Source organism: Variovorax sp. GW823-FHT02B07, assembly GCF_058797695.1.
Genome location: NZ_JBXAJX010000006.1, coordinates 183112 through 203745 on the forward strand (window position 1 = coordinate 183112; position 20634 = coordinate 203745).

Sequence of the window (20634 nt, forward strand, 5' to 3'; positions counted from 1 at the left end):
ATGACCTTGCCTGCCTCCGACCTCGTCGTCATCGACACCAACATCGCCCTCGACCTGCTGGTCTTCGAAGACCCCGCCTGGGCGCCGCTGGTCGACGACCTCGCGCGCGGCGCGCTGCGCTGGCTGGCCACGCCCGCGATGCGCAGCGAACTGGAACGCGTGCTGGGCTACCCGCTGATCGCCCGGCGCATGGCGCAGCGCGAACTGACGATCCCTGCCGTGCTTGCGGATTTCGATGCGCGCGTGCAGCTGGTGACCGAGGTGCCGGCGCGCGCGCCCTGCGTGTGCAGCGATCCGGACGACCAGGTGTTCATCGACCTGTCCGTGGCGCACGGGGCGCAGCTGTTCAGCAAGGACAAGGCGGTGCTGTCGATGAAGAAGCGGCTGGCGCTGCGCGGGGTGGCGGTGCGGTCGGCGCTGGCGTAGGTCACGCCGGTCCGTATCAGGCCTTGTTCAGCTCGTACCACTGCCCCAGCAGGCGCGCGACGGCCCGCACGCGCTGCGTGTCCCGCCCCCAGCGCCGGCTGGCCGGCAGTTTCTGCGCCCACTTCATGCGCCGCGCCGCGTTCGCGATGCGCTCGCGCACTTCCTCGTCCACCTCCGCCAGCGCCGCGTGCCAGTGCTGCCCCGCGGCCTGCGGCGCGGCGGCCTCGAGCATCATGGCCGTGGAGTGCAGGTAGCTCAGCCAGTCGCGGGCCTGGCATTCGGCCAGGGTCATGACGTCGGAGGGGTCGTCCTCGAAATCGATGTAGCCGATCACGCCGTCGGGGCACTGCACGAGGTTGCGGTCGAAGGCCTGGCTCAGGTGCTGGCCGCACAGGTGCACGGCGGCGATGGCGGCCAGGCCCTCGCGCCACACGGCGAGCAGGGCGGCGGGGCCGGCGGCGGCGGCCTGGTCGATGCGCTCCTGCAGCACCACGGTGGCACGGCCGCTTTCGCCAAGGTCGGAAATCAGCAGCCCGTCGGCCTGCTGCGCCAGCACGATCGGCACGCGCAGACCCGCGGCGGCCAGTTGCTTCAGGCGCCGGGCCTCGGTGGCGATGGCGGCCTCGCCGCCCGGGTTGGGCACGGGCTTGATCACGTCGAGGCCGGCCAGCCGCGCGGCCAGCGCCATCACGCGGTAGCCCCACTTGCCGTGGCGCGGGCCGGCCTTCTTGAGCCAGACGCGTTCGCTGCCGAAGCGGTGGCTGGCCACGTTCTTGGCCTGCCTGGGCAGGGTGACGCGCAGGAACTCGGCGTAGTCGCCGGGCGCCGAACCCGGGGCGTCGTCGAGCGGCGCGGGCGCCGATGCGGCGCCCCGTTGGCTGTACAGGCGCGTCGCGGCGCCTCCTCGTCTCAGTGGATTCATGCGGCCATGGCGAAGCCCGGCGCCAGCAGCCCGTGCGGGCCCTGCGTCACGGGCTGGAAACTCTGTGCACTGGCCAGCGGCCAGTAGGTGCGGAAAACGGTGTGCTGGTTGTCCAGCGGCCCGAGCAGCGCGCCGGGCTGCACCTGCATCACCAGGTTGCTCAAGAGGCGCACCTCGGTGTCGGAGATGCGGCGCACGATGTGGTGCGCGGTGATCTGCTGCGGATGGTCGAGGCCCGCGGCCTGCACCAGCTCCTGCAGTGCATGCAGCGTGCTGCGGTGGAAGTTGCGCACGCGGTCGGCCTTGGTCGGCACCACCAGCGCCTGCTGGCGCACCGGGTCCTGCGTGGTCACGCCGGTGGGGCAGTGGCCGGTGTGGCAGCTCTGCGCCTGGATGCAGCCCAGCGCCATCATGAAACCGCGCGCCGCGTTGCACCAGTCGGCGCCCAGCGCCATCATGCGCGCCACGTCGAAGGCGGTGATCACCTTGGCGGCGCAGCCGATCTTGATGCGGTGGCGCAGGTTGACGCCGATCAGCGTGTTGTGCACCAGCAGCAGGCCTTCCTGCAGCGGCGCGCCGACGTGGTCGCTGAACTCGACCGGCGCCGCGCCCGTGCCGCCCTCGGCGCCGTCGACCACGATGAAGTCGGGCGTGATGCCGGTGGCCTGCATCGCCTTGACGATGCCGAACCATTCCCACGGGTGGCCCAGGCAGAACTTGAAGCCGGTCGGCTTGCCGCCCGACAGCTCGCGCAGCTTCGCGACGAAATGCATCATCTCGGTCGGCGTGGAGAACGCGCTGTGCGACGAGGGCGAGACGCAGTCCACGCCCACCGGCACGCCGCGCGCCGCCGCGATCTCGGGCGTGACCTTGGCCGCCGGCAGCACGCCGCCGTGGCCCGGCTTGGCGCCCTGGCTGAGCTTGATCTCGATCATCTTCACCTGCGGGTCGCGCGCGTTGGCGGTGAAGCGCTCGGCGTTGAAGGTGCCGTCGTCGTTGCGGCAGCCGAAGTAGCCCGAGCCGATTTCCCAGATCAGGTCGCCGCCGTGCACGCGGTGGTGCTGAGAGATCGAGCCTTCGCCGGTGTCGTGCGCAAAGCCGCCCATCTTGGCGCCCTGGTTGAGCGCGAGGATGGCGTTGGCCGACAGCGCGCCGAAGCTCATCGCCGAGATGTTGAACACGCTGGCGCTGTACGGTTGGGTGCAGACCTGCGCCAGGTTCGCATCGGCCGGCTGCGGCGTGCCGCCGATCACGATGCGGAAATCGTGCCCGTCCAGCTTCGTGGGCTGCATCGAGTGGTTGATCCACTCGTAGCCCGCGGCCGACACGTTCAGCTGCGTGCCGAAGGGCCGGTTGTCGGGCTCGCCCTTGGCGCGCTGGTACACCAGCGAGCGCTGGGCGCGCGAGAACGGCGCGGCCTCGGCGTCGCTCTCGATGAAGTACTGGCGGATCTCGGGGCGGATGAATTCCAGCAGAAAGCGCAGGTGCCCGATGACCGGGTAGTTGCGCAAAATGGCGTGGCGCGCCTGGCGCAGGTCGTGCACGCCGGTGCCGGTGAGCACCGCGAAAGCGGCCACGCCGATCCACGCGAGCCACAGGTGCGGCGAGGCCAGAACCAGCGCCAGGCAGGCGACCAGACCCAGCACACACAGGACGAACGCGCTGTAGCGTGCGGGAAACGGAATAATCGTGGGCATAGTCATCAGATGTCGGCTGGAGCCTGCTGCATCATAGAGGGCTGCCCCCAACCTGCCATGACTGCTGCCATGACGACCACACCCGACACCCCCGATACCCCTGACACCGCCCTGGCCGCCTCCTCGCAAGCCCTGGGGCCCGACGATTTCGACGCCCTCGACAGCGCGCTCGACGCCATGCGCGAGCACGACGAGGAAATTCCCCAGTGGGAGTTCTGCGAAGGCTTCATGGCCGCGCTGATCTGCACGCGCCGCCCCATCGACCCCACCGAATACTGGCCCGTGCTGCTGGGCGACCACTTCGTGCCGGCCCAGCACATGGAGTTCGTCTGGAACTGGAAGCGCCGCTGGCGCGAGATCGAGGAAGGCCTCGACGCGCCCGTCGAATCGCTCGAGGACGAGCGCAGCTGGCAGCCCGAGGTGCTCGACACCCGCGGCGCCATCGCCTCGCTGCCCGAGGAAGAGCGTGCCGAGATGGCCGCCGAAGAGATTCCCTCGTTCGCGCAGGTCTGGGCGCTCGGCTTCATGTACGCGGTCGAGAACTGGCCCGAGGACTGGGCCGCGCCGCGCGACAAGGAAGCCGCGCAGATGCTCGACGACGCGCTCGACAACATCGTTGCGCTGACCGAGGACGACACCGCCAAGCCCACGCTGTCGATGTACGACGAGAACGGCCCGCCCAGCGTGAGCCAGCAGCGCCTGGACGACTTCGGCGCCGCGATCTGGGCGGTGTACGACCTGCGCCAGCTCTGGAAGAGCCTGGGGCCGAAGGTCGAGACGATCCGCAAGGAAGCCACGCCCGGTCGCAACGATCCCTGCCCTTGCGGCAGCGGCAAGAAGTACAAGAAGTGCCACGGTGAGTGACTGGGTTGAGTCCCAGGCGTCCCGGACGGCTTGCCGTTCAGGGCGCGCTCCCGCCGACGGGGTACCTTGCTCCGCGAATGTCCCCCGGCCTTCGGCCTCCTCCTTGATTTCGCTGCGCAAGGCACCCCATCGGCGTGAGCGTGACGTGCAGTGGTCGTTGATCGGCCCGCACCACGACCGCGCTCGGTGTGCGCAGGACACTGGGTGCTTCCCGCAGCGAAATCAAGGAGGAGGGGCGCAGCCCCGGGGGACATTCGCGGAGGGAAGTACCCGGTGGCCTGTGCACGCGCCCTGAATCACAACAAGAACACTGACGCCCCATGAGCCCCACGCCTGCAGCACAGCCCCTGACACCCCGAGCCGCCTGGGTCATGGTCCTCGCCCTCTGCGCAGGGGTTGCGCTCAGCCAGGCCTTCCGCACCGTCGGCGCCATCATGGCGAGCCCGCTGCAGTCGGACTTTCATCTCTCCGCCCAGGCCCTCGGCATCTTCTCGGGCGCCTTCCACTTCGCGTTCGGCGCGATGCAGCTCTTCATGGGCATCGGCATCGACCTGCACGGCGTGCGCCGCACCGTGCTCGTGGCCTTCCCGGTCGCGATCGCGGGCGCGCTGCTGTCGGCCGTGTCGCCGAACTACCTCGTGCTGGTGGCCGGGCAGGCGCTGATCGGCGTCGGCTGCGCGCCGGCCTTTCTCGTGTGCACCGTGTTCATCGCGCGGCACTTTCCGGCGGCGCGTTTCGCCACCGTGTCGGGCCTGGTGCTGGCCATCGGCGGCCTGGGCATGCTGGCCACCGGCACGCCGCTCGCGTGGCTGGTGCAGGCCTACTCGTGGCGTGCAGGCTTCCTCGTGCTCGCGCTGGCGTCTGCCTTGGCCTGGCTCGCGATCTGGCGCTGGGTGCACGAACCCGCATCGGCTGTGCCGCAGCAGAAAGAGTCGATTCCCGAAGCCGTGCGCCAGTTCGGCGCGCTGTTCGCCATGCCGCACACGCTGGGCATCATGGTGTTGGGCGCGGTGACGTACGCGGCCTTCATCTCGCTGCGCGGTCTGTGGCTGGGGCCGCTGATGATGGAACGCCACGGCTACTCGCTGGTGCAAAGCGGCAACGTCGCGCTCGTGGTGTCGGTGATCGCGCTGTTCGGCTCGCCGCTGTTCGGCCGCTTCGACCGCGACGGCGCCGCGCGCCGCCGCTGGATCGTGGCCTGCGGCCTCTTCTACGCCGGCCTGTTCGCGCTCATCGCCGTGGTGCATTCCGCGTGGCTGGACATCGCGGGCATGGTGCTCATCGGCGTGCTCTCGGGCTTCATCGTCTGGCAGTACGCCGACGTGCGCGTGGCCTACCCGGCCGCGCTCACGGGCCGCGCGATGGCCGTCTTCACCATGGCGATGTTCCTGGGCGTCGCGTTCATGCAGTGGGGCACGGGCGTGGCGGCCTCGGTGGCCGCGGCGCACGGCGGCGATCCGCTGACCGCCGTGCTGGCGGTCATTGCGGCGCTGCTGGTGATCGGCATTGCGGCCTTCGCGTGGCTGCCCGCGCCGAAGGCGAACGCCGTCAGATCTTGAAGGCGCGTTGAATGTCCGGCCGCACGAGGTCGGCGTACTCGCGGTGCTTGCGGATGTAGCCCGCGATGAACTGGCACACCGGAATCACATGCCGCCCGGCGGCGCGCGCCTCGTCGAGCACGTGCCTCGCAATGCCCGAGCCCACGCCCTTGCCTTCATGCTCGGGAAGCACCTCGGTGTGCGTGAACATGATCGCGTCGGTCAGCAGGTTGTACTCGGCATAGGCCGCGAGCTTGCCGTCGAGCGAGGCTTCGTAGCGGTGCTGCGCTTCGTTGTTGGTGAAGGTGAGGGCGGTCGAAGAAGAAGTGGTCATGAGGGTTGGCGTGCAAGAAAAGTGGCAAGGTTGGCGGCGGCGGTGGCGCGCACCTTGTTGCGCAGCATCGGCGTCCAGCCCAGCAGCAGGCCTGGCGTGCCCAGCGCCTGCCGCGACCAGGTCCAGAACGGGAAGCTGTCGCGGTGTGTGGCGATCAGGCCGTCGGGCGTGAAGGTGAAGCGCGCGTCGATGCTGTTGTCGACCAGGCGGCCGGTGGCGCTGAAGCGGTAGTGCGCGTCCCAGTGCGCGCTGCCCGTGCGGGCGTCGGCCTGCACGTCGCGCCAGCTCAGGCGCCACACGTCGGCACCCTTGGCCTTGGTGGCGTCGCAGAGCATGCGCCACATGCCGCCGATCTCGCGCCGGCCGCGCAGCGAAAAGGCCTCGTCGTCGAACACCGCGTCGGGCGCGTAGCAGGCGGCCATGGTGGCGGCGTCGAGTTGCGAGAACGCGCTGTAGAAGCGCTCGATGGTCGGGGCGTGGGTGGCAGCGGTCATGGGGCCTCGGGATGGGTGGTCCCAGATCATCGCCGGGATGCGGCGCGCAAGGAAGCGCATGGGTGATTCCGGGTGTCCCGCATTAACATGCGCCCCGATGCCGGTCCTTGCAGGGCCGGCGCCCTGGCGGTGGCGCAGAAAAACCAGAACCACAGCGCAGCGCCCGCCGCACACAACCCGAGGGGACGCATCCATGGCCGAGGTGATCAACGACTGGCAGTTCGTCGAGGCCGTCATGGCCGCCCGCACGCTCGAGGAGGTCGCGCAGGTCAACCGCCGCGCGATGCGGGCGATGGGCTTCAACCACGGCGCCTACGTGCTCAAGCGCCCGGTACCCGCGCCCCGTGCCGACGCCCCCGCGCAGGACGCGCTGGTGTTCTTCCACGAGCTGCCCGTCGATTGGGCCCGTAGCCGCTACGAGTCGCTGCGCAGCAGCGCCGGCGAGCAGGCCGACGCCCGCGTGCAGCATGTGCGCGCCGGCATGCCGGCCACTGCGTGGAGCTGGCTCGGGCAGGTGAGCCACACGCGCGCCGACATCGGGCAGCGCGCCCGCGGCCTGCTGCGCAGCGCCGGCGAGCACGGGCTGAAGGCGGGGCTGACCGTGCCGCTGTGGACGCCCGGCATCGACTGGGCCTTCATGACCCTCACCACTGACGCCACCGCCGACCTGCGCGAACTGCGTGCGACCCTGGCGCCGATGAACTACTTCGCCTCCTGCCTGCATTCGACCGTGCGCCGGCTGCAGGGCGACGCGAAGGTGCCGGTGCTGAGTGCGCGCCAGCGCGAGGTGCTGCACTGGGTGGCGGTCGGCAAGTCGACCTGGGAGATCTCCGAGATCCTGCACATCAGCGAGCGCACCGTGTATTTCCACCTCGTGGGCGCCGCCCGCAAGCTCGACACGCAGGGCCGCACCGCCACCTGCGCGCGGGCCCTGGCGCTGGGCCTGCTCATGCCCTGAGCCGGCCCACCCCTGTCGGAAACGACAGGGGGCCGCGTGGCGCCGCGCGGCGCGGTGCTGCAATCGGCCACGGGCAGGCCGTGTGTCACGCGCCCGATGCTTCAACCGATCGAGCCCATGAGAGAACGCAGAAATTTCGTGCGCCTGCTGGGCGGTGGCCTCGCGGTGGCGGCGGGCGCCACGGCCCTGGCCACCTGGTGGCTCCACGCCGACGTGCCGGCTGCCGCCTTCGAGATCTGGAACGGCCCGGGCGACGAGCCCGATGTGCGCAAGCGCGCCGTCGCCTATGCCGTCACCGCGCCCACGGCCTACAACGGCCAGCCGTGGCGGGTCGACCTGCGCGAGCCCGACGCCATCGTGCTGCACGCCGACCGCGCCCGCGTGCAGCCCGCCACCGACCCCTTCGGCCGCCAGCTCATGATCGGCCACGGCGCGTTCATCGAGCTGCTGGTGATGGCGCTGGCCCAGCAGGGCGTGCAGGCGCGCGTGCAGCTGTGGCCGCAGGGCGAACTGGTGGGCGATGCGCCGCAGCAGTGGCCCGACCTGCCGGTGGCGCGTCTCACGCTGTCGCGCGGCGGCACGCCCGATCCGCTGTTCGCGCAGGTGCTGCGGCGGCGCACGCCCAAGCAGCGCTTCGACACCGGGCGCAGGGTGTCGGCCGACATGCTGCAGGGACTCACCGCGGCCGTGGCCTCGGGGGCGGGTGGGGGCGTGCAATCGGCCGGCACGGTCGACATGGCCCGCGTGCTGCCGCTGCGCAAGCTGTGCGCGACGGCGGCGCGCGTGGAGCTGGTCACGCCCCACACTGCGCGAGAGAACCTGCGCCTGCTGCGCATCGGGCCGCAGGAAATCCTGGCGCACCGCGACGGCTTCTCGCTCAACGACCCGGCGCTGCGCATGGCGGTCGCGCTGGGGCGCTTCGACCGCGAGGTGCCGGCCGCCGAAGACAGCCTCTCCTTCCGGCAGACGCTGCGGATGTTCGAGGACCAGGCCCACACGGCGATGGGCTTCGTCTGGATCAGCACCGGCGGCAACAGCCGCAGCGAGCAGATCGCCGCGGGCCGCGCCTACGTGCGCCAGCAGCTGCGCGCCACCGACCTGGGCCTGGGCATGCAGCCCATGAGCCAGCCGCTCGAGGAATTTCCGGAGATGGCGCCGCACCACGCCGCGGTGCACGACATGCTGATCGGCGCCGCGCCGTCGCGCCATGCGCGCAGCCCGACCGTGCAGATGATGTGCCGCCTGGGCTTTCCGATAGCGCCGGTGCCGCCCGCGCCGCGCCGGCCGGTCGGCGATTTCATGCAGGCCTGAACAGCCCGCGCGGCGTCAGCGTGGCAGCAGCTGGATCAGCGTCTGCAGCGCGTAGTGCACCGTGGCCGCGCGCACCGTGGCGCGGTCGCCATCGAAGCGGCGGCGCTCGGTGCGCACCTGCCCGTCGACCGACCAGCCGAACCACACGGTGCCCACCGGCTTGTCGGGCGAGCCGCCTGCGGGTCCGGCCACGCCGGTCACGGCCACGGCCGCGCGCGCCGGTGCGCCGCGGGCAATGGCGCCCTCGGCCATCGCGCGCGCCACGGGCTCGCTCACGGCGCCGTGGGCTTCGATCAGCGCGGCGTCCACGCCCAGCATCTCGGTCTTGGCGGCGTTCGAGTAGGTGACGAAACCGCGCTCGAACCACACGCTGGAGCCCGCCAGGTCGGTGCAGGCGCCGGCGATCAGGCCACCGGTGCAGCTTTCGGCGGTGGCCATCATCCAGCCCCGGGCCTGCAGTCGTTCGGCCAGCGTCGCGACGAGCGCGGGGACGTCCTGTTCAGCCAAGGCGGGGGAAGCGGAAGGTTGCATCGGGTTCACCATGCGCGCCACAGCGCAATGACCAGCAGCGTGCAGAAGGCCGCCACCAGGTCGTCCAGAAGAATGCCGAAGCCGGCGCGCCACCACTGCACCCGCGCGGGGTCGTGCGGCTTGAAGGCGGCGTCGGCCCAGCCCACGGGGCCAGGCTTGGCGGCGTCGAAATAACGGAACAGCGCAAAGGCCACGACCTGCGCCCACAGGCCGGCCGGCGTCACCAGCCAGAGCACGAGCCAGAAGGCGACCACCTCGTCCCACACGATGGCGCCGGGGTCGGACACGTTCATGTTGCGCGCAGCGACCGTGCAGGCCCACCAGCCGATCGGCAGGCCGGCCAGAATGATCCAGCCGATGGTCGCGGGCGTGAACCACAGCTGCATCACCACGAACGCGGCCCAGGCCCACAGCGTGCCCACGGTGCCCGGCGCGAAGGGCGACAGCCCCGAGCCGAAGCCCAGCGCGATGAAGTGCGCGGGGTGCGAGAGCAGGAAACGCAGGGTGGGGCGACGCATCGGGGGACGGGGCAGGGCGCCGGTGGTGGCGGAAGAGGAATCCATCGAGGAAGAAGGAGAAGAAGAAACGGCGTGCATCGGTTTCGAAGTGTCGCGCATCCTGTGCGACGGCTGCGCGCCGAAGTTTCTATTTATCAAAGCAATAGCTTGTTTAATTGAGGGGCGCCGCCTAGTATCCAGGCTCCCTTGGCGTTCCCCTTCGTTCTCATGTCGTCCTCCTCCTCTTCCCTCGATGCCGCCGCCGTTGGCGCGCCGCCGCCCACCGCCGCCTGGCGCGAGCTGTTCAGCGGGCGCAACGGCTGGCGCGCGCTGGCGCTGACCGGCGGCGTCGCGCTGCACGCGGTCAACGTCCACATCGTGACCACCGTGCTGCCCTCGGTGGTGCGCGAGATCGGCGGGCTCGACTGGTACGCCTGGAGCACGACCCTGTTCGTGGTCGGCTCGATCCTCGGCGCCACGCTCTCGGTGCGGCTCTTGGCCGCGCGCGGGCCGCGTGGCGCCTGCCTCACGGCGCTGGCCGTGTTCACGGCCGGCTCGGTGGGCTGCGCGCTGGCGCCGGCCATGCCGTGGCTGCTCACGGGCCGCACGGTGCAGGGCCTGGGCGGCGGCCTGCTGGCGGCGCTGAGCTACGGGCTGATCCAGCGCGTGTTCGAACCCCGGCTGTGGCCGCGCGCGGTGGCGCTGGTGTCGGGCATGTGGGGCGTGGCCACGCTGTGCGGGCCGGCCGTGGGCGGGCTGTTCGCGCAGGCCGGCCACTGGCGCTGGGCCTTCTGGGCGCTGCTGCCGGTGGCGGCGGCGCAGGCCCTGCTGGTGGCGGTGCAGCTGCGGCCCGCGGCCGGCATCCGGCATGACCGGCCGGCACAGATGCCGCGCGTGCCGGCGCCGCAGATCGCGCTGCTGGCGCTGTCGGTCTTGGTGATCGCCGCCAGCGGCTTCTGGCCCGGCCTCGCGGGGCAGGCCGTGGGCGTGGCGCTGGGCCTGGCCATCGGCTTCGCCGCCACCCGCATCGACCGCCGCACCGGAGCGGTGCGCCTGCTGCCGACCGGCGCCTATGCGCTTGGCACGCCGCTGGGCGCGATCTACGCAAGCGTGGCGCTGCTGCTGATCGGCACCACCACCGAAATCTTCGTGCCCTACTTTTTGCAGCTGCTGCACGGCCACTCGCCGCTCATGGCGGGCTACCTCACGGCGGCGATGGCGGGCGGCTGGAGCATCGGCTCGCTGACTTCGTCGGGCCGCACTGGCGCGGGCGCCGACCGCATGCTGCGCGCCGGGCCGGTGGTCTGCACCGCAGGGCTGCTGGCGCTCGCGTGGCTGCTGCCGACACCGGGTGCGCTTGACGCCAATGTCGAGACCGCGCTCGTGGCCGTGGCGCTGGCCGCCGTCGGCTTCGGCGTGGGCATCGGCTGGCCGCACCTGCTGACGCGCGTGATGGCGCTGGCGCCGCGCGGTGAAGAGGGGCTGGCCTCCGCCTCGATCACGACCGTGCAGCTGTACGGCATGGCCGTCGGTGCGGCCGTCGCCGGGCTGGTGGCGAACGCGGCGGGGCTCACGGTGCCGGGCGGCGTCGACGGTGCGCGATCGGCCGCGATCTGGCTGTTCACGGTCTTCGCGCTGGCGCCTGCCATCGCCGCCTGGCTGGCGTGGCGCGCGGTGGCGCGGCGCCAGCGTTAAGCGAGCACGCCTTCCCAGGCCAGCGCGCGGCGGCGTCCACGTTCGCGCCGCGTTTCGCCGCGCAAGGTGGCGACGAGGTCGTACACATCCGCCGGCAGGTGCGCGCCGCGCCACGCGATGTGCTGGTCGGCGCGGCACATCACGAGGCGGTGCGCATAGGCCTTGGGCAGGCTCGCGGTCTCGATGTCGAGCACCGTGAGCGGCATGCGGTATGCGGCGGCCGCGCGCTCCAGCGGACGCACGTCCACGCTGCGGTCGAAGCGCAGCAGCGTGTAGCCCGGGCCGAAGGCGTCGTACAGCGAGCGCCCGTCGGCCAGCCAGAAATGCGGTGCGCGGCAGCCGGGCACGGTGGAGGGCGTGAACTCGCCCATCGAGTACGGCGGCGCGCGGTGCTCGCCGTCGGGCACGATGATCGGCGAGCCGGTGTAGAAGTAGCCGAAGTTGAGCCCGCCGCAGCAGAACTGCTGTACGTTGAGTGCATAGGCCTCGCGGCCGATCTCGGCGCGCTGCGCGTCGCCCGCGGGGCCGGGCGCCTCGATGTCGGGCGGCACGGCGCGGCGCGCGCGGATCATCTTCTGCGCATGGTCCATCGCGAACTGCGACACCTGCTCGGTGATCGGCAGCCGCTCGGCCTCGTAGGCGTCGAGGATGGCCTCGTCGGCCCAGCCCTGCACGCAGGCGCCCAGCAGCCACGAGAGGTTGAGCGCGTCGGCGATGCCGGCGTTCATGCCGTAGCCCGCGTAGGGCACCCACAGGTGCGCGGCGTCGCCCGCGAGGAACACGCGGCCGTCGCGAAAGCGCGTGGCCACGAGGCGCCGGCCGATCCAGTCTTCCTTGCTGATGATGTCGTAGTGGAAGTCGGGCCCCACGCCCAGGATCTCTCGGATCGAGGTGTCGCGGTCGACCGAGTCGAACTCGGGCTCTTCGGCGTTCAGGTGGTTGTGCACCAGCCAGGTCTCGTGGCCGTCGATGGCGAACATCGTGCCGCAGCGGCGCGGGTTCATCGCGTAGTACGACCACGCGGGCTTGCCAGGAATCATGTCGCGCAGCTGCGGCGCGCGGATGAAGGTCGACTGCACGCGCTGGATGACGGCCGTGCCTTCGAGCTTGGCGCCGATCTGCTTGCGCACCGGCGAGCTGCCGCCGTCGCAGCCGACCATGTAGCGGCAGCGGATGCTGCGCGTGGCGCCGCTGTCCATGTCGGTGGCGATGGCGCTCACGCCCTCGGCATCTTGTGAGAAGCGCTCGAAGCGCGTGCGGTTGAGCAGCGTCACGCCCGGCAGCGCGGCCGTGTGCTTCAGCAGAATCGGCTCGAGGTAGATCTGGTTGATGCGGTGCGGCGGCTCCGGCGTGGGCCACCACGCGTCGGGGCCCTCGGTCTCGGTGTAGCGGTCGCGCCGGCACGGAATGGGAATGCGCGTGAGCTCGGTGCCCGTCACCGTGGTGCGAAACACGACGTCGTTCGGGTGGTCGGCCGGCAGCCCGGCATCGCGCAGCTGCTGCGCCACGCCCAGGCGGCGGAACTGCTCCATGGTGCGCGAGGCCACGTGGTTGCACTTCACGTTCGGCGGCTCGGCGAAGCGGCGCGTCTCGCACAGGATCACCGAGACGCCGCGCGAGGCCAGGTCCATCGCCAGCGTGAGGCCCACGGGGCCGGCGCCGACGATCAGCACGTCGGCTTGCATCGAGGTGTCGGCGGTCTTCGTCATGTCTCTATCGGCTTGTCGTTCAATCGAGCTTGATGTGGGCGTCCTGGATCACCTGGGCCCACTTCTTCGTCTCGGCGCGGATGTAGCTGTCGAAGGATTCGACCGAGCCCGGCGCCGGCTCCACGCCGAGCGCGCGCATCGCGGTCTTCACCTGCTCGTCGCCGAGCGCGGCGTTGAGCTCGGCATTGAGCCGCGCCACCACCGGCGCCGGCGTGCCGGCCGGCGCGACCACGCCGAACCAGCCGGTCGAGTCGTAGCCCGGCAGGCCGGCCTCGGCCACCGTCGGCACCTCGGGCAGCATCGGCAGGCGCTGCGGGCTGGTCACGGCAAAGGCGATCAGCTTGCCGGCGCGGATCTGCTGCAGCGACGAGGGCAGGTCGACCACCGCCAGCGGAATCTGCCCGCCCAGCACGTCGAGCGCTGCCGGGCCGGAGCCGCGGTAGGGCACCTCGACCAGCCGCGTGCCCGCCATCTGGTTGAACAGCGCCGCCGACAGGTGCATGGCCGTGCCGTTGCCGCCATGGCCGATCGACAGCGTGCCCGGCTTCGCCTTGGCCAGCGCAATGAGTTCGCGCTGCGTCTTCGCGGCCACTGAAGGGTGGCCGACCAGCACGAAGGGAATGGCCGCCAGCATGCCCACGGGCTTGAGGTCTTTCTGCGGATCGAAAGGCATCTGCGGGTACAGGCTCACGTTGGCCGCCAGCGCGCCCGCCGCGCCCACGCCCAGCGTGTAGCCGTCGCCCGGCGCCTTGGCCACCAGCGTCAGCCCCACGTTGCCGCCCGCGCCGGGGCGGTTGTCGACCACCACCTGCTGGCCCAGCTTCTCGTTCAGGCGCGGCACCAGCATGCGCACCACGCCATCGGCGCTGCCGCCGGGCGGGAAGGTCACGACCATGCGGATCGGCTTGGTGGGGAAATCGCCTGCCGGCGCTTGCGCCAGGGCGGTGCCGGCCACCAGCACACCGGCCACGGCCCACAGCAGTTGCCTGCGTCGCCCACGAAATGCGTGCATGCCGCGGGCGATGGGTGCTGTCATTCGGGCCTCTCCTTGAATTCGGTGCTTTGATCGGAGATTGAACGATGGCAGCATTCATTCGTAAATCAAGAAATTCCGAATGATTTTTCAAATTTTCTGATGAATACGAACTTCAGTCCTACGATCCGCCAGCTGCGTGCGTTCCTCGCGGTCTACCAGCTGCGCAAGCTGGGCGCCGCGGCCACGCGGCTGTTCGTCACGCAGTCGGCCGTGAGCATGCTGATCCGCCAGCTCGAAGAGGGCCTGGGCACGCGCCTGTTCGACCGCACCACGCGCGCGCTCAAGCCCACGGCCGCAGCCGAACAGATGATTTCCACCGTTGAGCGCGTGCTGCGCGACGTCGATTCGCTGTCGGCCGATTTCCGCGAACTCGCCACGCTGGAACGCGGTCGCGTGACGCTGGCCATCACGCCCACGCTGGCCGGGTTTTTATTGCCCGATGCGCTGCGCGCCTTCGGCGAGCAGCACCCGAAAGTTCGCGTGCTGGTGAACGACTGTGCGCCCGACCAGTTCCTGTCGCGCATCCTCGGCGAGCACGTCGACTTCGGCATCGGCACGCCGGAGCGGCCCGGCCCCGAGGTCGAGGTGCAGCGCCTCCTGCGCGACCACCTCGCCGTGGTGTGCCGCACCGACCACCCGCTGGCCAAGGCACGCGTGGTGCGCTGGTCGGACCTGGGGCGCCACCCGGTCATCACCGTGCGCCCCGGCTACGGCGTGCGCCCGCTGATCGACGGCACGGCGGCGGAGGCGGGCGTGACGCTCGACGTGGTGAACGAGGTGTCCTTCCTGTCCACCGCGCTGTGGATGACGGCGGCCGGCATGGGCGCGTCGATCATGCCGTCGGCCTTTGCGCGCGCCGAGAAGAACCCGGTGCTGGTGGTGAAAGTGCTCAGCGCACCGCGCGTGGTGCGCGACATCTCGATCGTCACCAAGCGCGGCCATTCGCTGTCGGCGGCGGCGCGGGCGTTCATCGAGGCGTTGAAGCAGAGCCTGCAGTAGCCGCGGGGGCGGGCCGGTCGTATGCTGGCCGGTCTCTTTTCTTTGCACGAAAGCAGGTGCCCCATGACCACAACCACACGGTCCCGTTTCTCTTCCGCATGGCTGGTCCTGGCATTCGGCCTGATGTTGTCGATGCTGCTCGTGGCCTGCGGCAACAAGGAGGCCGAACAGCGCAGCGCCTTCATCGCCTACCTGCAGACCCGCGTGCTCGACAAGCCCGGCTTGCGCGTGCCCACGCCCACCGCCGAAGAAAAGGCATCGTTCGGCGACTACGCGCAGCACTACGCGGTGATCACCGATTTCAACGAAGGCATGAACAAGTCGGTGAGCCAGCCGATGACGCAGGTCATGAACAAGGGCGCGCTGCGCTCGTTCGTCGATCTGCCGGCACGCCGTGACGATCTCAAGGCCGCCAAGGAGGGCCTGGGAGGCTTGCGCAGCGCGCTCGACCAGCAGCTGGCCAAGGCCGACGCGGCGCGCGCGCAGCTCAAGCAGCCCGACGACCTGAAGCAGGTCTATGCCAAGGCCTACGAGAAGACGGTGACCACGCCCGCCACCACGTTCAAGGAGGTGTTCCCTCCGGTCGACGCCGTGATCGACAGTGCGTTGGCCATCGCCGATTTCATGGAGAAGAACAAGTCGAAGCTTCGGGTTTCCGGCGGCACGCTCACCGTGACCGACCCGGCCGTGGGGGACGAACTCAACAAGATGGCGCAGCAAATGGGCAAGCAGTCGGCGGCGATCAACACCGCGCAGGACAAGATGCGCGCGGTGATGCGCGGCTCTTGATCAGACGAAGTGGTCGAACGAGCCGAAGCGCTGTGACACCGGCGCGCCGCCCGCATCGACGATGCGCAGCCCCGCGTCCGCCTCGATGCGGCCGATGCGCGTCACGCGCGTGGCGCTGGCTTGCCCGGCCTGCTCCACTGCCGCACGCGCCGAGGCCGGCGCGGTGAACACCAGCTCGTAGTCGTCGCCGCCCGAGAGCGCGCAGGTGCGCAGCGCCTCGGAGGGCAGGCCGGCCGTGTCGACCGCGATCAGCGCGGTGGTGGCGTCGGCATCGAGCGTGGCGCCCACGCCGCTGGCCGCGAGGATGTGGCCCAGGTCGCCGATGAGGCCGTCGCTCACGTCCACTGCCGACGTGGCGATGCCGCGCAGCGCCTGGCCCAGTGCCACGCGCGGCGTGGGCTGTTCCATGCGCGCGCGGGCCTGTGCGAAGGCGTCGGCGGGCAGGCTCAGCGTGCCGCGGAACACCTCGAGCGCCAGCCGCGCATCGCCGAGCGAGCCGCTCACCCACAGGTCGTCGCCCGCGCGCGCGCCCGAGCGCAGCAGCGCGGCGCCGGCCGCCACTTCGCCGAACACGGTGATGCAGATGTTGAGCGGGCCGCGCGTGGTGTCGCCGCCCACCAGCTCGCAGCCGTGGGCGTCGGCCAGCGCGAACAGGCCGCGCGAAAAACCTTCGAGCCAGGGCTCGTCCACGCCGGGCAATGCCAGCGCCAGCGTGAAGGCCAGCGGCTTCGCGCCGCAGGCGGCCAGGTCGCTGAGGTTCACGGCCAGCGCCTTGTGGCCGAGTCGGGCCGGCTCCACGGTCGAGAGAAAGTGCCGCCCCTCCACCAGCATGTCGGAGGACACGGCGAGCTGCATGCCCGCGGCCGGCGCGAGCAAGGCGCAGTCGTCGCCCACGCCCAGCGGCGAGCGCGTGGCGGGACGTTTGAAATAGCGTGTGATCAGGTCGAATTCACCCATGGGTGCGAGAGCATAACGACCTGGCGCGGGGCCGCTCGCCGCGGCGCCCACGGGAAAGGGGGGCTGACACTGGAAGCATTTTGTAATACCGTCATGCAAGCGGATACACCGAAAGTCCAAACAGGAGGAGGCCGCCATGACAGCCATCGTGCAGGGAGGCGTGTCCGCCGAGGCCGACACCGACCGGATCGTTGCCTTGCTGTACGACGGGATCACCTGTCCCGGCGACTGGTACGACGCGCTCGATGCCATGCGCGAGGTGCTCGGCGCCGCCTGCTTTCACACGCTCACGGTGCGTCGCACCGACTGCTCGGTGGTGGGCGCGGGGCTCGCCAACCTGGAGAGCCCGCCCGACAAGGTGCGCGAGTACGAGCAGCACCTGGCGCGCGACGACATCCGCATGCAGATGCCGGTGAACGCCCCGCTGGGCACGCCGGTGGCCGACCATGCCTACTTCGGCGCGCGCACGCTCTCGCACAGCCCGATCTATGTCGACTGGCTGGCACCGCTCGGCCTGCGCCACACACTCGCCATGGGGCTGCGCGCCGACGACGACACGCGCGAAGTGCTCGGCTTCATCCGTCCCCGGGCCGAGGCGCCCTACGGTCCTGAGAGCGAGGCCTTCTGTCGGCGCCTGTCGCCGCACCTGGTGCGCGCCAGCGAACTGCGCGCTCGCATGGCGCAGCTGGGCGAGCACGCAGCCACCGGGCTGTCGGCGCTCGACGCGCTGCCGCAGGGCATCGCCGTGGTCGACGAGGCCTGTCGCATCGACCACCTGAACGCGCGCGCGGCGGCGTGCGCGGGCCGCGGTGGCCTGTTCGACAGCGCACAGGGGCGATTGCGGCTCGCGTCGTCCGCGCTGCAGTCGGCCTTCGAGCAGCGGGTGCGCGAGGCCTGCGCCCCGGCCGGCGGCGCGCGGGCCGGCGTGCTGCACCTGCCCGTGGCCGGCAGCGTGGTCCGCATCACGGTGCTGCCGCTCAAACCCTCGCACCCGCTGGCCGTGCTGCGCCAGCGCCACCGCGCGCTCGTGGTCTTCGCCCATCCGGCCGAGGCGGCGCCCGTGGAGCCGCGGCAGCTGGAAAGCCTGCTCGGCCTGAGCCCGACCGAGGCGCGGCTCGCGCTGCTGCTGGCGAGCGGCAAGACCGTGAAGGACTTCGCCGCCGCGCAGCACTGCTCCGAACACACGGCGCGCAGCCACCTGCGCAACGTGATGCGCAAGACCGACTGCCACCGGCAGGCGGAGCTGGTGCTGCTGGTGCAGTCGCTGCGGGACTGAGCAGCAGGTTCTACTGCGAACGGGGGATGGCGCCGCGCGGCGGTTGCGAGAACCATGGCGCCCTCTACACGAGGAGTTCGCCATGGCTGTCTACTGGGACGAGACCAAGATGCAGATGGGCCCGCACGGCACCGCGACCATCCTCGCCTTCGGCGATTCGTGGTTCTGGTACCCGCTGCCGGGCGGCAGCCTGCTGAACTTCCTGGGCGACGTGGTCGGCGCGCGCGGCCACGTGATCCTGGCCAAGGGCATGAACGGCGCGGAAGCCCAGGACTATGTCGAAGGCAAGTACCGCAACGCCGTGCGCGAGTCGCTGCGCCTGTACGGGCCGACGCTGTCGGCGGTGTTCATCAGTGGCGGCGGCAACGACTTCGCGGGCTTCAACGACCTGCGCCCGTTGCTCAAGTCCGATTGCACGGGTGAGACCCAGGCCGCGCAGTGCTTTCGCAACGGCAAGGGCGGCTTCGACCAGTTCCTTGTCGACATGGACGAGCAGTACCGTGCGCTCATCGGCCTCATCTACACCCGAACGAGCGTCGACTGCCACATCGTCATGCACAGCTACGACTACGCCCCGCCCACCGGCAAGGCGCTGTTCGGGCGCGAAGGCTGGCTGCGCCCGGCGCTGGTCGACGCGGGCGTGGCGCCGGAGTTGTTCAAGCCCTGCGTCGACCACCTGATCGACGGCTTCCACGGCATGCTGCAGAACATCGCCGCGGGCGACCCGCAGCACCTGCACGTGGTGGACAGCCGCGGCACGCTGGGCCCGACCGACTGGGCCAACGAGCTGCACCCCAACGGCCGCGGCTTCAAGAAGATCGCGGTTCAGCGCTGGCAGCCCGTGCTGCAGCCGTTGAACCTGGCCTGAGCGAGAAGGTCAGACGCCGCGCGCGCGGCGGTTGGACATGACCACGTTGTCCTTCTCGATCGCCGCGCCGCTCTTCAGCGCAGCAATCCACGCGTCGGTCGTCGCCACGGCGGCGAAGTTGCTGTGGAACACGACGCTGAAGACGCGGTGGATTTCCTCGGCGCTCACGCGGCCGGCCGCGTTTTCATAAGGCAGCGCGCCGGTGGCGTCCGACAGGAACTCCACGTTCAGCCCGCGGTGCATGGCTTCGAACACGGTGGAGGCGTCGCAGTTCTGCGTCATGTAGCCGGTCACGCTCAGCGTGTCGATCTCGTGGCGCGCGAGCCAGTCGGCGAAGTCGGTGCCGGTGAAGACACTCGGGAAGGCCTTGGTGATCAGGTGGTCGCGCGGGCGCTGGGCGATCTCGGGGTGCAGCTGGCCGTGGAACTTGTCGGCCTGGAAGACCGGCGCGCCCTTCGGCGCGTGATGCTGCACCACCACCACCGGCACGCCGGCCGCGCGGGCCGCGTCCATGGCCTGCGCGATCTTCGGCAGCGAGCTTTCGACCGGCGGGTATTCGATGGGCAGGCCGCCGCCTTCGAAGTATTCGTTCTGCACGTCGATGACGACGAGGGCGCGGCGCGGTGCGGACTGGCTCATGGATATCTCCTTCGGTGGTTGTGTGTCTGGAATGGCTCGATTCTTCGCGCACCGCGGGTTTTGCGACAGTGGCCCGAAAGCCATTCATCGATAAGATCGGGCCATGCGCTCATCTGCCGCCAAAACCATCGCCGAGACCATTGCCGTGGTCGCCTTCGACGGCATCAGCCCCTTCCACCTCTCCGTGCCCTGCATGGTGTTCGGCGAAGACCGCACCGACACCGGCGCGCCGCGCTTTCGCGTGCAGGTCTGCGCGCCCGAGCCCGGGCCGCTCGCCACCAACGCGGGCTTCACGCTCGTGGTGCCGCACGGCCTGGAGGCGATCCGCCGCGCGCAGATCGTGGTGGTGCCGTCGTGGCGCGACGATGGCCGGCCCGCGCCGCCCGCGCTCATCCGTGCGCTGCAGGCGGCGCACCGGCGCGGCGCCACCGTGGTCGGGCTGTGCCTGGGCGCCTTCGTGCTGGCCGAGGCCGGCCTGCTCGACGGGCGGCCCGCCACCACGCACTGGCACCTGGCCGCGGCCTTCGCCAAGCAGTACCCGCAGGTCGTGCTGCAGCCCGAGGTGCTGTACGTGGACGACGGTGACGTGCTCACGTCGGCGGGCACGGCCGCCGGCATCGACTGCTGCCTGCATCTGCTGCGCGTGCGCTACGGCGCCGACACCGCGAACCGCGCCGCGCGGCGCATGGTCGTTGCGCCGCACCGGCAGGGCGGGCAGGCGCAGTACATCCAGCAGCCCGTGCCGGCAGCGGCCGAACGCGACCGGCTCACGCCGCTGCTCGAATGGCTGGGGCGGTATCTGCAGGTGCCGCATGAACTCGACGAACTCGCGCGCCGCGCGCTCATGAGCCGGCGCACCTTCACGCGGCGCTTTCGCGAATCGACGGGCACGACGGTCGGCCAGTGGCTGCAGAACCAGCGGCTGGCGCTGGCGCAGCGGCTGCTCGAGACGACCGACCGTTCCGTGGAGCGCGTGGCGGCCGATGCGGGCTTCGGCTCGGCGGTGCTGCTGCGCAAGCACTTCGCCACGGCGTTCAAGGTGTCGCCGACGGTGTACCGCCGGCAGTTCTCCCAGGAGGCCGTGGCCGCCTGAA

Annotated in this window: 21 protein-coding genes; 11 read left to right on the forward strand and 10 right to left on the reverse strand. The window is 70.8% G+C overall.

What is annotated here, in order from left to right; all coding sequences use genetic code 11:
• Window positions 1-426, forward strand: coding sequence for a PIN domain-containing protein (locus tag AC1RGU_RS25925; protein ID WP_492699040.1), 426 nt, complete (start codon window positions 1-3; stop codon window positions 424-426).
• Between the two features lie 16 nt (window positions 427-442).
• Here the strand turns inward: AC1RGU_RS25925 and AC1RGU_RS25930 are convergent, their stop codons facing one another.
• Window positions 443-1348: a BUD32 family EKC/KEOPS complex subunit gene (locus AC1RGU_RS25930; RefSeq protein WP_492699042.1), complete on the reverse strand. Its 906-nt coding sequence runs from the start codon at window positions 1346-1348 to the stop codon at window positions 443-445.
• The gene (locus tag AC1RGU_RS25935) at window positions 1345-3045 is read right to left on the reverse strand and encodes an FMN-binding glutamate synthase family protein (RefSeq protein WP_492699045.1); all 1701 of its coding nucleotides are present in this window, start codon (window positions 3043-3045) and stop codon (window positions 1345-1347) included. Before AC1RGU_RS25935 ends, AC1RGU_RS25930 begins: the two co-directional genes overlap by 4 nt.
• Window positions 3046-3114: 69 nt before the next feature.
• Between AC1RGU_RS25935 and AC1RGU_RS25940 the strand changes: the two genes are divergently transcribed.
• Window positions 3115-3909, forward strand: coding sequence for a UPF0149 family protein (locus tag AC1RGU_RS25940; protein WP_062480299.1), 795 nt, complete (start codon window positions 3115-3117; stop codon window positions 3907-3909).
• Window positions 3910-4280: 371 nt separating this feature from the next.
• The gene (locus AC1RGU_RS25945; RefSeq protein WP_492699047.1) at window positions 4281-5468 is read left to right on the forward strand and encodes an MFS transporter; all 1188 of its coding nucleotides are present in this window, start codon (window positions 4281-4283) and stop codon (window positions 5466-5468) included.
• Here the strand turns inward: AC1RGU_RS25945 and AC1RGU_RS25950 are convergent.
• The gene (locus tag AC1RGU_RS25950) at window positions 5458-5781 is read right to left on the reverse strand and encodes a GNAT family N-acetyltransferase (RefSeq protein ID WP_095949686.1); all 324 of its coding nucleotides are present in this window, start codon (window positions 5779-5781) and stop codon (window positions 5458-5460) included. The two genes, AC1RGU_RS25945 and AC1RGU_RS25950, sit on opposite strands and share 11 nt — an antisense overlap.
• Window positions 5778-6275, reverse strand: coding sequence for a nuclear transport factor 2 family protein (locus AC1RGU_RS25955; protein ID WP_369631040.1), 498 nt, complete (start codon window positions 6273-6275; stop codon window positions 5778-5780). The genes AC1RGU_RS25950 and AC1RGU_RS25955 overlap by 4 nt, the downstream gene beginning before the upstream one ends.
• 193 nt (window positions 6276-6468) lie before the next feature.
• On the opposite strand from AC1RGU_RS25955, the gene AC1RGU_RS25960 reads away from it, so the two are divergent.
• Together AC1RGU_RS25960 and AC1RGU_RS25965 are read left to right on the forward strand one after the other, a co-directional pair.
• Window positions 6469-7233 carry a helix-turn-helix transcriptional regulator gene (locus AC1RGU_RS25960; protein WP_492699049.1) on the forward strand — a complete coding sequence of 255 codons (765 nt, stop codon included), beginning with the start codon at window positions 6469-6471 and terminating at the stop codon, window positions 7231-7233.
• A gap of 117 nt (window positions 7234-7350) precedes the next feature.
• Complete coding sequence (locus AC1RGU_RS25965) at window positions 7351-8544, forward strand: Acg family FMN-binding oxidoreductase (RefSeq protein WP_492699051.1); 1194 nt, start codon at window positions 7351-7353, stop codon at window positions 8542-8544.
• A 15-nt stretch (window positions 8545-8559) separates the two neighbouring features.
• On the opposite strand, the gene AC1RGU_RS25970 is transcribed toward AC1RGU_RS25965, so the two are convergent.
• A complete protein-coding gene (locus AC1RGU_RS25970; protein WP_492687381.1) occupies window positions 8560-9087 on the reverse strand; it encodes a CinA family protein in 528 nt (175 codons plus the stop codon).
• On the reverse strand, window positions 9081-9638 hold the full coding sequence (locus AC1RGU_RS25975) for a phosphatidylglycerophosphatase A family protein (RefSeq protein ID WP_235926901.1): 558 nt from the start codon (window positions 9636-9638) through the stop codon (window positions 9081-9083). The genes AC1RGU_RS25970 and AC1RGU_RS25975 overlap by 7 nt, the downstream gene beginning before the upstream one ends.
• 162 nt (window positions 9639-9800) lie before the next feature.
• On the opposite strand from AC1RGU_RS25975, the gene AC1RGU_RS25980 reads away from it, so the two are divergent.
• Window positions 9801-11267: an MFS transporter gene (locus AC1RGU_RS25980; protein WP_492699053.1), complete on the forward strand. Its 1467-nt coding sequence runs from the start codon at window positions 9801-9803 to the stop codon at window positions 11265-11267.
• On the opposite strand, the gene AC1RGU_RS25985 is transcribed toward AC1RGU_RS25980, so the two are convergent.
• Together AC1RGU_RS25985 and AC1RGU_RS25990 are read right to left on the reverse strand one after the other, a co-directional pair.
• Window positions 11264-12976, reverse strand: a complete 1713-nt coding sequence (locus AC1RGU_RS25985) for an FAD-dependent oxidoreductase (RefSeq protein WP_492699055.1) — start codon at window positions 12974-12976, stop codon at window positions 11264-11266. The genes AC1RGU_RS25980 and AC1RGU_RS25985 overlap by 4 nt on opposite strands.
• Before the next feature lie 19 nt (window positions 12977-12995).
• The gene (locus AC1RGU_RS25990) at window positions 12996-14012 is read right to left on the reverse strand and encodes a Bug family tripartite tricarboxylate transporter substrate binding protein (protein ID WP_159278732.1); all 1017 of its coding nucleotides are present in this window, start codon (window positions 14010-14012) and stop codon (window positions 12996-12998) included.
• Window positions 14013-14111: 99 nt separating this feature from the next.
• Between AC1RGU_RS25990 and AC1RGU_RS25995 the strand changes: the two genes are divergently transcribed.
• Window positions 14112-15011 (forward strand): LysR family transcriptional regulator, encoded by a 900-nt coding sequence (locus AC1RGU_RS25995; protein WP_062482610.1) that lies wholly within the window; start codon window positions 14112-14114, stop codon window positions 15009-15011.
• A gap of 63 nt (window positions 15012-15074) precedes the next feature.
• Window positions 15075-15800, forward strand: coding sequence for a DUF3053 domain-containing protein (locus AC1RGU_RS26000; protein WP_492699057.1), 726 nt, complete (start codon window positions 15075-15077; stop codon window positions 15798-15800).
• On the opposite strand, the gene thiL is transcribed toward AC1RGU_RS26000, so the two are convergent.
• The gene (thiL, locus tag AC1RGU_RS26005; RefSeq protein WP_492699058.1) at window positions 15801-16757 is read right to left on the reverse strand and encodes a thiamine-phosphate kinase; all 957 of its coding nucleotides are present in this window, start codon (window positions 16755-16757) and stop codon (window positions 15801-15803) included.
• A gap of 136 nt (window positions 16758-16893) precedes the next feature.
• Between thiL and AC1RGU_RS26010 the strand changes: the two genes are divergently transcribed.
• Together AC1RGU_RS26010 and AC1RGU_RS26015 are read left to right on the forward strand one after the other, a co-directional pair.
• Window positions 16894-18033 (forward strand): helix-turn-helix transcriptional regulator, encoded by a 1140-nt coding sequence (locus AC1RGU_RS26010; protein WP_492699060.1) that lies wholly within the window; start codon window positions 16894-16896, stop codon window positions 18031-18033.
• 82 nt (window positions 18034-18115) lie between these two features.
• Window positions 18116-18901 carry an SGNH/GDSL hydrolase family protein gene (locus AC1RGU_RS26015; protein WP_062483039.1) on the forward strand — a complete coding sequence of 262 codons (786 nt, stop codon included), beginning with the start codon at window positions 18116-18118 and terminating at the stop codon, window positions 18899-18901.
• 9 nt (window positions 18902-18910) lie between these two features.
• On the opposite strand, the gene AC1RGU_RS26020 is transcribed toward AC1RGU_RS26015, so the two are convergent.
• Window positions 18911-19540, reverse strand: a complete 630-nt coding sequence (locus AC1RGU_RS26020) for an isochorismatase family protein (protein ID WP_492699062.1) — start codon at window positions 19538-19540, stop codon at window positions 18911-18913.
• 103 nt (window positions 19541-19643) lie between these two features.
• Between AC1RGU_RS26020 and AC1RGU_RS26025 the strand changes: the two genes are divergently transcribed.
• The gene (locus AC1RGU_RS26025; protein ID WP_492699064.1) at window positions 19644-20633 is read left to right on the forward strand and encodes a GlxA family transcriptional regulator; all 990 of its coding nucleotides are present in this window, start codon (window positions 19644-19646) and stop codon (window positions 20631-20633) included.
• Window position 20634: the final 1 nt, after the last annotated feature.

What these genes read in the sequence shown, in the direction of transcription:
- AC1RGU_RS25945 (WP_492699047.1), top strand. Translation starts at nt 4,281, where the DNA reads ATGGTCCTCGCCCTCTGCGCAGGGGTTGCGCTCAGCCAGGCCTTCCGC.
- AC1RGU_RS25970 (WP_492687381.1), bottom strand. Translation starts at nt 9,087, where the DNA reads ATGGTGAACCCGATGCAACCTTCCGCTTCCCCCGCCTTGGCTGAACAG.
- AC1RGU_RS26010 (WP_492699060.1), top strand. Translation starts at nt 16,894, where the DNA reads ATGACAGCCATCGTGCAGGGAGGCGTGTCCGCCGAGGCCGACACCGAC.
- AC1RGU_RS25995 (WP_062482610.1), top strand. Translation starts at nt 14,112, where the DNA reads ATGAATACGAACTTCAGTCCTACGATCCGCCAGCTGCGTGCGTTCCTC.
- AC1RGU_RS25980 (WP_492699053.1), top strand. Translation starts at nt 9,801, where the DNA reads ATGTCGTCCTCCTCCTCTTCCCTCGATGCCGCCGCCGTTGGCGCGCCG.
- AC1RGU_RS25975 (WP_235926901.1), bottom strand. Translation starts at nt 9,638, where the DNA reads ATGGATTCCTCTTCCGCCACCACCGGCGCCCTGCCCCGTCCCCCGATG.
- AC1RGU_RS25960 (WP_492699049.1), top strand. Translation starts at nt 6,469, where the DNA reads ATGGCCGAGGTGATCAACGACTGGCAGTTCGTCGAGGCCGTCATGGCC.
- AC1RGU_RS26015 (WP_062483039.1), top strand. Translation starts at nt 18,116, where the DNA reads ATGGCTGTCTACTGGGACGAGACCAAGATGCAGATGGGCCCGCACGGC.
- AC1RGU_RS26000 (WP_492699057.1), top strand. Translation starts at nt 15,075, where the DNA reads ATGACCACAACCACACGGTCCCGTTTCTCTTCCGCATGGCTGGTCCTG.
- AC1RGU_RS25930 (WP_492699042.1), bottom strand. Translation starts at nt 1,348, where the DNA reads ATGAATCCACTGAGACGAGGAGGCGCCGCGACGCGCCTGTACAGCCAA.
- AC1RGU_RS26025 (WP_492699064.1), top strand. Translation starts at nt 19,644, where the DNA reads ATGCGCTCATCTGCCGCCAAAACCATCGCCGAGACCATTGCCGTGGTC.
- AC1RGU_RS25955 (WP_369631040.1), bottom strand. Translation starts at nt 6,275, where the DNA reads ATGACCGCTGCCACCCACGCCCCGACCATCGAGCGCTTCTACAGCGCG.
- thiL (WP_492699058.1), bottom strand. Translation starts at nt 16,757, where the DNA reads ATGGGTGAATTCGACCTGATCACACGCTATTTCAAACGTCCCGCCACG.
- AC1RGU_RS25990 (WP_159278732.1), bottom strand. Translation starts at nt 14,012, where the DNA reads ATGACAGCACCCATCGCCCGCGGCATGCACGCATTTCGTGGGCGACGC.
- AC1RGU_RS25925 (WP_492699040.1), top strand. Translation starts at nt 1, where the DNA reads ATGACCTTGCCTGCCTCCGACCTCGTCGTCATCGACACCAACATCGCC.
- AC1RGU_RS25950 (WP_095949686.1), bottom strand. Translation starts at nt 5,781, where the DNA reads ATGACCACTTCTTCTTCGACCGCCCTCACCTTCACCAACAACGAAGCG.
- AC1RGU_RS26020 (WP_492699062.1), bottom strand. Translation starts at nt 19,540, where the DNA reads ATGAGCCAGTCCGCACCGCGCCGCGCCCTCGTCGTCATCGACGTGCAG.
- AC1RGU_RS25965 (WP_492699051.1), top strand. Translation starts at nt 7,351, where the DNA reads ATGAGAGAACGCAGAAATTTCGTGCGCCTGCTGGGCGGTGGCCTCGCG.
- AC1RGU_RS25935 (WP_492699045.1), bottom strand. Translation starts at nt 3,045, where the DNA reads ATGCCCACGATTATTCCGTTTCCCGCACGCTACAGCGCGTTCGTCCTG.
- AC1RGU_RS25985 (WP_492699055.1), bottom strand. Translation starts at nt 12,976, where the DNA reads ATGACGAAGACCGCCGACACCTCGATGCAAGCCGACGTGCTGATCGTC.
- AC1RGU_RS25940 (WP_062480299.1), top strand. Translation starts at nt 3,115, where the DNA reads ATGACGACCACACCCGACACCCCCGATACCCCTGACACCGCCCTGGCC.